Below are 7,208 nucleotides of genomic sequence, written 5' to 3' on the forward strand. Positions count from 1 at the left end.
TACTCAAACGGAACAAAACCTGGGGCACTTCATATAGACGAGTTGGACGGCACGTTCTACAGCGGCCTTATCCCGAGGTTTTCCAGGCCGGGCAGGAACAAGCAGGATGTCGTAATAGTCGGCGAAGTCCGCGTAGCGTTCTTGGATGCGTCGGCCGGGGTTGTTCTTCACCGGCCTATAGCTGGCTGTTGGTGCGTTATCGGGCACGATGATGCCAGGGCGTTTGCCGAGGTAGTTCAAGACTTTGACGTGGCAGGAAATCCAGTTGTCCATTGTCCTGAGCTTGCCCGGGTTTGATGGAGGGTAGGAAGTAACGGAAGGATGTTTCCTATGCCAGCTAAGAAGAAGTACCCGGATGAGCTCCGCCAGCGTGCCATGCGCTTGGTGCTAGAGGCTCAGTCTGATCCTTCCACTGCGACCGGGGCTCTTGCCCGCGTCGCCGAGCAGCTCGGGATCAACAAGGAGACCCTGCGCGGGTGAGTCGACCAAGCCAAAGTCGATGCCGGTGAGAAGCCGGGAACACCAACCTCGGTTGCCCAGCGGTTGGCACAGTTGGAGAAAGAAATCCGGGCGCTACGACGAGCTAACGCTATTTTGAAGTCGGCATCGGCTTTTTCGCGGCGGAGCTCGACCGCCCCTACCAGTGGTAATCGACTACATCACCGGGCATAAAGATACCTTCGGCGTCGAGCCGATCTGCCGGAGCTTGAAAGAAGCTGGCATTAAGATCGCGCCGAGTACCTACTACGCCCGCATGGCTCATACCCATTACGTTCTAAGTAGTTCCACCGGAGGGCTCCGAGGATTCATTACGTAGTCCTCTAATCGGGGCGGGTTATGTTTACTCCGTTCCCTCATTCCCTTCGGGACTGGAGGAACTAGTCGCTGGCTTCGGTATGGCTCTTATTCGCCCTGCTTGAAAATGATCCGGGGGGTGTTCCACAGCACACCGCAAAGCATCACAAAGGCCCTGCTTATTCTTCCTCCTCAGGAATGCGATAAGCAGGGCTTTTCTCTATGGCGCAGATTGGGCTTAGGGCTGCTAGCCAGCCACACAGTTGCCGGTATCTACGGGCCGGCTCAGCTGGGTGATGTCACCGATGTGCTTGTTTACCTCGTCAGCGGTCAGTGCGTAGCCGGTCTCCGAGTCTTCGACGGAAGCACCAAACACAACGCCGAGGACTTGGCCATCGGTATTGACCAGCGGCCCGCCCGAGTTGCCCTGGCGGATGCTGCCGCGGACCGTGTAAGCATCGCGCTCCACGCGGCCCTTGGAATAAATATCAGGTCCCGCAATGGTGATGCGTTCGCGCACGCGTGCCATCCTTGCCGCGAAGGGGCCGGAGTGCGGGAAGCCCATGACCATAGTGTCGTCACCAGTATCAGCTGGAGTCGGCGCCCAATCGAGAGGGCTGATGCCCAGATTGTCGCTGTGCAAGACGGCGATATCCACGTTGGGGTTGTAATAGACCACCTCTGCTTGGCGCAGGCCAAGGACCGTATCCAGATGGACCTTCTCGGTACCGGCAACTACGTGCGCGTTAGTGATCACGTAGTCATCGGCTGCTACGAAGCCGGAACCCATGAGGCGGCGGGAGCAGACCTCGGCGTCGCCAAGCACGTGAATGACCGAAGGTCGCAGGCGTTCCACCAGAGCAGGGTCATTAACGTCCTGTGCTGGGGCCGCCACCTCGACGGCCCTGCCGGAATCCTGCCACGGCGAAACCAGCGGCGGCAGTCCTGACTCGTTGAGTACGGCCGCAACGCCATTGGGCAACGACGCCAACTGCGTTGGTGCAGCCCCATTGAGCACGCTCAAAATATGTGATTCCCGCAAGGCACGGCCTGGCGCGCCGCCCACGTTCGAAGCCAAAGGCAAGGAGATCAGCCAAATAACGAAGACCGCGGCAACGGCCTGAAATCCCGCGCCGATGAAAGAATCCACCCGCTGTTTCTTGCGGGTGCGCATCCTATCGCGCAAACGGGCACCGATACTCGCACCGATTAGCTGACCAATGCCCACCATCATGATGAGCACACCGATGGCGAGTAGAAAACGCAAGGCAGCCTGGTCTGTCAGCCGTATGGCGAATTGCGCCAACACGGTACCCAACACAACGCCGGCTACGATGCCAATAAATGACAAGACAGCAGAAATCGCGCCCTGGCGCCAGCCCGCCCAGAGGGCAAGTAAAACTGCCACCACGATGAGGATGTCTAATACGAGGGTCAGGGTCACGGGGCAAGGTTCTTTCTTCGGTAAACGCGCGGCCCACTTAGAGCACAAACGCGAAGGCCATTTTAGCTAGGTCATCTTCTCATTATTTCGCGAGCGCTTGAGTGCGCCGTGCAGATCATGCACCGAATTGTTATCCCATTCGCTCTCCCAGCCAGCGTGCTCCAAGATGGCTGAGAGAATCCCCCCAGTAAAACCCCAGATCAAATAGTCGTGGGCGCGGAATGCCGGCCCCTTCCATGGGCCAAAGCCCACCATCAAGCGATTAGCGGGTTCCGCCAGTTCGCGCAACGGAAAGGTGAATACGTCGTCGGTTTCATCGGGGCTCGCCGCCCACACCTTTCCAGGAGTGTGCCAAAAGGCGGTCACGGGGCTTACCGGGTTGCCGGTGGCTCGAATCTGCAACTGGTCCCATTGCTCCAGCGGCGTGACCGTGGAGCTATCCAGGCCGGTTTCCTCCCACGCTTCGCGCAAGGCAACGTCGACAAGCGTGGCGTCCTCGGGATCGCGGCGCCCACCTGGGAAAGCGATTTGTCCGGAATGCGAGCGCATCGACGGCGGACGGTGCGTCAGCAACACCTCGCCATCGTCGAAGGACGTGCCCTTAAACAGCACCAACACCGCAGCCTCCTTGCGCACCGGCGGCAGGTCCTTCACGAACTTCGTAGCGTGACGGTTACCTATGCGCTCCTGCACCGCCGCTGCATCCACACCCATGGCAGGGCGTAGCCACTGCGGCGCCAAGTCTGGGTTCAGCCTACTCATGCCAGGGCCTCCTCCACTGCTTTCTCAATGTCTGCGGTGGACTCGAAGGGCTTTATGTACTGCTTCTTCACCTCGCCCTTGTACACAACGAGCGTAATGGGAATAACCCCTGGGAGCCCAAGCTGACCAGCAAATTTATTGGAACCATCTTGGTAACTCGGCAGGTCAATGCCAATGTCCTGGAGGAAAGCGGCGCCATTCGCAGCGTTGCCATCCGCGTGGACTCCCACCACGTCCCAGTCGGGATGCGCCGTGGCTACTTCCTGCAAGTACGGCAGTTCCGCACGGCACGGCTCACACCACCAGGCCCAGACATTGACCACTTGCACGTCCTTGGCAGCACTTTGTGCCTGCGCGCCCAAACATTCGAGGTCCACGCCCGCTACTGCGCCCTCCGGACACGCTGGGCGCTTGACGACGTCTCCCTCCCCCGCCTGTGCAGACGCACTCGCCGCGGCATCGACGCCGCGTTCAGGCTCCTGCCCGCCACTGCCAAGCAGGTTGCGCGCACCAACGAAAGCCAGCACGGCGACGACGATGGCCGCGATGACTGAACCGACGATGTACGAGGTGAGCTTATTCATGCCGTTCAGCCTACTTCCCGCCTCGGACATCGGTCTTCCTTACGCCTTGAGCTGCTAAAACTCCGGTTGGGCACAACTTCCGCACCACGCATACTTCGCACTCCGGCTTGCGCGAATGGCACACGCGGCGCCCATGGAAGATGATGCGATGGGAAAACATCGTCCATTCCTCTTCCGGCAGGAGTTCAGCGATGTCTTTTTCAATCTTGAGCGGAGTCTTGCTCTGGCTTAGCCCCATCCGCTGCATAAGCCGGCCGAAATGAGTGTCCACGGTCAAGCCTGGGAGCCCAAAGGCGTTACCGCGCACTACAAGTGCCGTCTTGCGTCCCACGCCAGGCAGCTCCGTGAGCTCCTTGATGCCCTGCGGAACCTCACCTCCATAATCGGCCATGAGTTTCTCCCCGATGCAAATAAGATGCCCAGCTTTAGCGCGCTGAAATCCCAACGGCCGGAGAATTGCCTCCAAGTCACTTCGCGACGCCGCGGCATAGTGTGCCGCATCCGGGTACTTGGCAAAGAGCTCGGGAGTTACCTGATTGACACGCGCATCAGTGCATTGCGCTGACAACACCGTGGCCACGAGAAGCTCAAGCGGGTTGGTGAAGTCGAGCTCGCACTCAGCATCCGGGTATTCTTGAGCAAGCAGCTCATTGATACGCGAAGCACGACTAACAGGCGATGAGTCAGACATTCTCTTGAGCTTAGTAGGATACTGATTATGCTTTCATTGATCGTCGTTGTGCCCCTAGCCCTCGCACTGTTTGCGATCCTCATGGAGAAGCTGGAGTCAAAGGTCTTCGGGGACTGATAAATTTCCCCGCACCCTTTTCTGACCTCCATAGAAGTGTGACAATTTTTCACAGGGTTACATAAAGTGACAAATTACACTGTAGGATGAGATTCGTTGCATAGGGGCGCGCGCCTGTCTCGCTAGAAAACTTCTGGTTTTTCGATACACACGCGTCAGATGCTCGGAAAGACTCCGGGCATTTCTTCACCACTACCCCGCCAACTTCAAGGAGCAAAACGTGGAAGGCGTACAGGACATTCTTTCTCGGGCTGGTATTTTCCAAGGCGTTGATCCCGTCGCAGTACAGAACCTCATTGAGCAGATGGAAACCGTGCGTTTCCCTCGTGGAACCACCATCTTTGAGGAGGGCGAGCCAGGTGATCGTCTCTACATCATCACTTCGGGCAAGATTAAGCTTGCCCGCCACGCGCCGGACGGCCGCGAGAACCTCCTGACTGTGATGGGCCCGTCTGACATGTTCGGCGAGCTGTCCATCTTCGATCCGGGTCCTCGTACCTCCTCCGCGGTCTGTGTGACCGAGGTCCAGGCCGCAACCATGAACTCCGAGATGCTCAAGCAGTGGGTCTCTGATCACCCTGCTATTGCACAGCAGCTCCTGCGCGTTCTGGCCCGCCGCCTGCGCCGCACCAACGCTAACCTCGCGGACCTCATCTTCACCGACGTTCCGGGCCGCGTTGCCAAGACTTTGCTGCAGCTGGCTAACCGCTTCGGTGTTCAGGAGGGCGGCGCCCTCCGCGTGAACCATGACCTCACCCAAGAAGAAATCGCCCAGCTCGTTGGCGCTTCCCGTGAGACCGTAAACAAGGCGCTCGCCACCTTCGCACACCGTGGCTGGATTCGCCTCGAGGGCAAGTCCGTCCTCATCGTGGACACTGAGCACCTGGCAAAGCGCGCTCGCTAAAGCCTAAATCCATAAATAAAGCTCCTGGGAATCACTTCCGATTCCCAGGAGCTTTACTCTTAATTCCTATTTCTGGTCAGCCAGATACTTCAGCGCAGTACGGGTGGACTGCTCTGCGGCATGGCGCAGAACTGGGTCAACGTCGTCATACATCTCATCCACCAGAGTCTTCAGGTCAACGTCCTCGCCCAAGCGTGCGTGGACTTCCTTAATCTGCTCAAGGCGGTGGTGGCGGCGGTCAATGTACTTGCGTGCGACCTGCGAAACATCGTCCAAATCAGGGCCGTGACCCGGCATCAAAGTGATGTCCTTGCCGCGCTCTTCCAGCATGTCCAAAGTCTTAAGGTACTCCGCCAAGTCACCATCCGTCTCAGACAGCAGGACCGTGTGACGGCCAGCGATGGTATCGCCGGTGAGGATACCCTCGAGCTGGGAATCCTTAGCCACACCAGACCAAACAAAGAACGAGGTCGAATCAGCGGTGTGGCCTGGGGTGTGGACAACCTCCAACTGCGGGGTGATGCCGTCAACGGTGATAATTTCGCCGTCGACAAGCGCTTCTGCCCCATTGCAGTAGTTCGGGTCAAAAGCTCGAATTGGCGCGCCGGTAAGCTGGCGCAAACGCTGCGCTCCAGACGCATGGTCGTCATGACGGTGAGTAACAAGAATCAACGCCACTTCACCCGCCTTCGCGGTGACGACGTTGAGGTGACCTTCGTCCTCCGGACCTGGGTCAACGACGATTGCCTTTGAATCTTCGTTAGCACGAACGATCCACGTATTAGTTCCCTCGAGCGCCGTGTAGCTAGGGTTGTCGCACAAGACAACGCCTACGGACGGGGTCACGGGACGCAATTGGCTATATGCAGGATGCTCCATGAGTATTAAGCCTATCCGATCACTTAGAAAGTTCCACGATAACTTCCACCTCAACGGGGGAATCCTTCGGAAGTACAGCCACGCCCACTGCAGAACGTGCGTGCGTGCCAGCCTCGCCGAAAACCTCCCTGATGAAATCGGAAGCACCATTAATAACTTCAGCCTGCTCAACAAAGTCAGGTGCAGAAGAAACGAAACCCACGACCTTAACTACGCGGGAGACACTATCGAGTCCAACAAGAGAGTCGATCGCTGCGAGAGCATTCAGCGCGGCGGTGCGTGCATAGCCCTGTGCGTCTTCGATCGAGACGTCCGCACCCACTTTGCCCGTGGCTGGCAGAACGCCCTCAACAACGGGCAGTTGCCCGGAAGTCCATACTTGGTCGCCTACGCGAATAGCCGGAACATAGGACGCAAGTGGCTTCGCAACCTCCGGGAGAGAGTATCCAAGTTTGGCGAGTCGCGAAAGATGACTCATTACTGTTCCACCTCACGCTTGAAGTAAGCCACAACGTTCTCTGGATTCATACCAGGAGTGATGGTGACAAGCTCCCAGCCGTCTTCACCCCAGGAATCCAGAATCTGCTTGGTCGCGTGAGTTAGTACTGGCGCGGTAGCGTATTCCCATCTAGTCATAGACCATATACTACCGGGTTAAGGTCTGCGGGGTCACCGCCTGCGGTACCTACTTGATCAACGTCTACGGCCAGGACGGCAGCGTACTGCTTGGTGGTGAGCATGGCGTACTCGCACCGTCCTAAAGCATCAGTCTCGAAGCGATACATACGCGGCGAGTTCGTACCGTCAGCGTTGCGTCGATAGGCCTTTTTAAAGTCTCGTGTGACTGAACCGTGGAGTATCTCGCGGCCTAGATGATCGCGTAAAAGGTCGCGGTCACTGGCAGATGCTGGGGCGTTATCCAGTCCACCACGGTCGCGCTCGACACGGGTCGGTGTTTTAATATGCGCGTTCTGCGCATGAGTCTGTAAACTCATGACTGAAGCGTCCTGGGTTTAGTTCCGCTTCTTTTAC

General features: G+C 57.9%; 11 protein-coding genes and 1 other annotated feature. Of the genes, 3 read left to right on the forward strand and 8 right to left on the reverse strand.

Translation table 11 applies throughout. The features are described 5' to 3' along the window. Together HMPREF3148_RS13915 and HMPREF3148_RS13600 are read left to right on the forward strand one after the other, a co-directional pair. Positions 1-297 (forward strand): hypothetical protein (locus HMPREF3148_RS13915; RefSeq protein WP_246818791.1); only part of this gene is annotated, 297 nt, incomplete at its 5' end. Positions 298-330: 33 nt separating this feature from the next. Continuing rightward, positions 331-480, forward strand: coding sequence for a hypothetical protein (locus tag HMPREF3148_RS13600; RefSeq protein ID WP_162837385.1), 150 nt, complete (start codon positions 331-333; stop codon positions 478-480). Positions 481-607: 127 nt separating this feature from the next. Beyond that, positions 608-736 (forward strand) — a sequence feature (AL1L pseudoknot). Between the two features lie 306 nt (positions 737-1,042). Here HMPREF3148_RS13600 and HMPREF3148_RS00630 read toward each other — a convergent pair. From HMPREF3148_RS00630 to nth, 4 genes are all read right to left on the reverse strand, one after another. Continuing rightward, on the reverse strand, positions 1,043-2,239 hold the full coding sequence (locus HMPREF3148_RS00630) for a MarP family serine protease (protein WP_049160409.1): 1,197 nt from the start codon (positions 2,237-2,239) through the stop codon (positions 1,043-1,045). A 66-nt stretch (positions 2,240-2,305) separates the two neighbouring features. Continuing rightward, entirely contained in the window at positions 2,306-3,001 is a 696-nt protein-coding gene (locus HMPREF3148_RS00635; RefSeq protein WP_070508553.1) for an NUDIX hydrolase, read from the reverse strand. Beyond that, on the reverse strand, positions 2,998-3,585 hold the full coding sequence (locus HMPREF3148_RS00640) for a TlpA family protein disulfide reductase (protein ID WP_049062215.1): 588 nt from the start codon (positions 3,583-3,585) through the stop codon (positions 2,998-3,000). The genes HMPREF3148_RS00635 and HMPREF3148_RS00640 overlap by 4 nt, the downstream gene beginning before the upstream one ends. A gap of 10 nt (positions 3,586-3,595) precedes the next feature. Further along, a complete protein-coding gene (gene nth / locus HMPREF3148_RS00645) occupies positions 3,596-4,276 on the reverse strand; it encodes an endonuclease III (RefSeq protein WP_049062212.1) in 681 nt (226 codons plus the stop codon). A gap of 337 nt (positions 4,277-4,613) precedes the next feature. Here nth and glxR point away from each other — a divergent pair, with 337 nt between their 5' ends. Beyond that, positions 4,614-5,297, forward strand: a complete 684-nt coding sequence (glxR, locus tag HMPREF3148_RS00650) for a CRP-like cAMP-activated global transcriptional regulator GlxR (protein ID WP_005531269.1) — start codon at positions 4,614-4,616, stop codon at positions 5,295-5,297. Positions 5,298-5,363: 66 nt separating this feature from the next. Here glxR and HMPREF3148_RS00655 read toward each other — a convergent pair whose 3' ends face one another. From HMPREF3148_RS00655 to HMPREF3148_RS00665, 4 genes are read right to left on the reverse strand one after another with little or no spacing between them, the layout of a single operon-like run. Further along, on the reverse strand, positions 5,364-6,176 hold the full coding sequence (locus tag HMPREF3148_RS00655; RefSeq protein ID WP_005531271.1) for an MBL fold metallo-hydrolase: 813 nt from the start codon (positions 6,174-6,176) through the stop codon (positions 5,364-5,366). A 19-nt stretch (positions 6,177-6,195) separates the two neighbouring features. Then, positions 6,196-6,654, reverse strand: a complete 459-nt coding sequence (locus HMPREF3148_RS00660; protein ID WP_005531273.1) for a RidA family protein — start codon at positions 6,652-6,654, stop codon at positions 6,196-6,198. Next, entirely contained in the window at positions 6,654-6,812 is a 159-nt protein-coding gene (locus HMPREF3148_RS13445; RefSeq protein WP_100619240.1) for a Sp36 family protein, read from the reverse strand. The genes HMPREF3148_RS00660 and HMPREF3148_RS13445 overlap by 1 nt, the downstream gene beginning before the upstream one ends. Beyond that, entirely contained in the window at positions 6,809-7,171 is a 363-nt protein-coding gene (locus HMPREF3148_RS00665; RefSeq protein WP_049151674.1) for a hypothetical protein, read from the reverse strand. The genes HMPREF3148_RS13445 and HMPREF3148_RS00665 overlap by 4 nt, the downstream gene beginning before the upstream one ends. Positions 7,172-7,208 lie beyond the last annotated feature (37 nt).

The organism is Corynebacterium sp. HMSC05D08 (assembly GCF_001807215.1).
GTDB lineage: Bacteria > Actinomycetota > Actinomycetes > Mycobacteriales > Mycobacteriaceae > Corynebacterium > Corynebacterium striatum.

Bases quoted from the DNA above. Each gene is read 5' to 3' on its own strand.
- HMPREF3148_RS13600 (WP_162837385.1), top strand. From the start codon at position 331: ATGCCAGCTAAGAAGAAGTACCCGGATGAGCTCCGCCAGCGTGCCATG.
- HMPREF3148_RS00640 (WP_049062215.1), bottom strand. From the start codon at position 3,585: ATGAATAAGCTCACCTCGTACATCGTCGGTTCAGTCATCGCGGCCATC.
- nth (WP_049062212.1), bottom strand. From the start codon at position 4,276: ATGTCTGACTCATCGCCTGTTAGTCGTGCTTCGCGTATCAATGAGCTG.
- HMPREF3148_RS00665 (WP_049151674.1), bottom strand. From the start codon at position 7,171: ATGAGTTTACAGACTCATGCGCAGAACGCGCATATTAAAACACCGACC.
- HMPREF3148_RS00635 (WP_070508553.1), bottom strand. From the start codon at position 3,001: ATGAGTAGGCTGAACCCAGACTTGGCGCCGCAGTGGCTACGCCCTGCC.
- HMPREF3148_RS00655 (WP_005531271.1), bottom strand. From the start codon at position 6,176: ATGGAGCATCCTGCATATAGCCAATTGCGTCCCGTGACCCCGTCCGTA.
- HMPREF3148_RS13445 (WP_100619240.1), bottom strand. From the start codon at position 6,812: ATGACTAGATGGGAATACGCTACCGCGCCAGTACTAACTCACGCGACC.
- HMPREF3148_RS00660 (WP_005531273.1), bottom strand. From the start codon at position 6,654: ATGAGTCATCTTTCGCGACTCGCCAAACTTGGATACTCTCTCCCGGAG.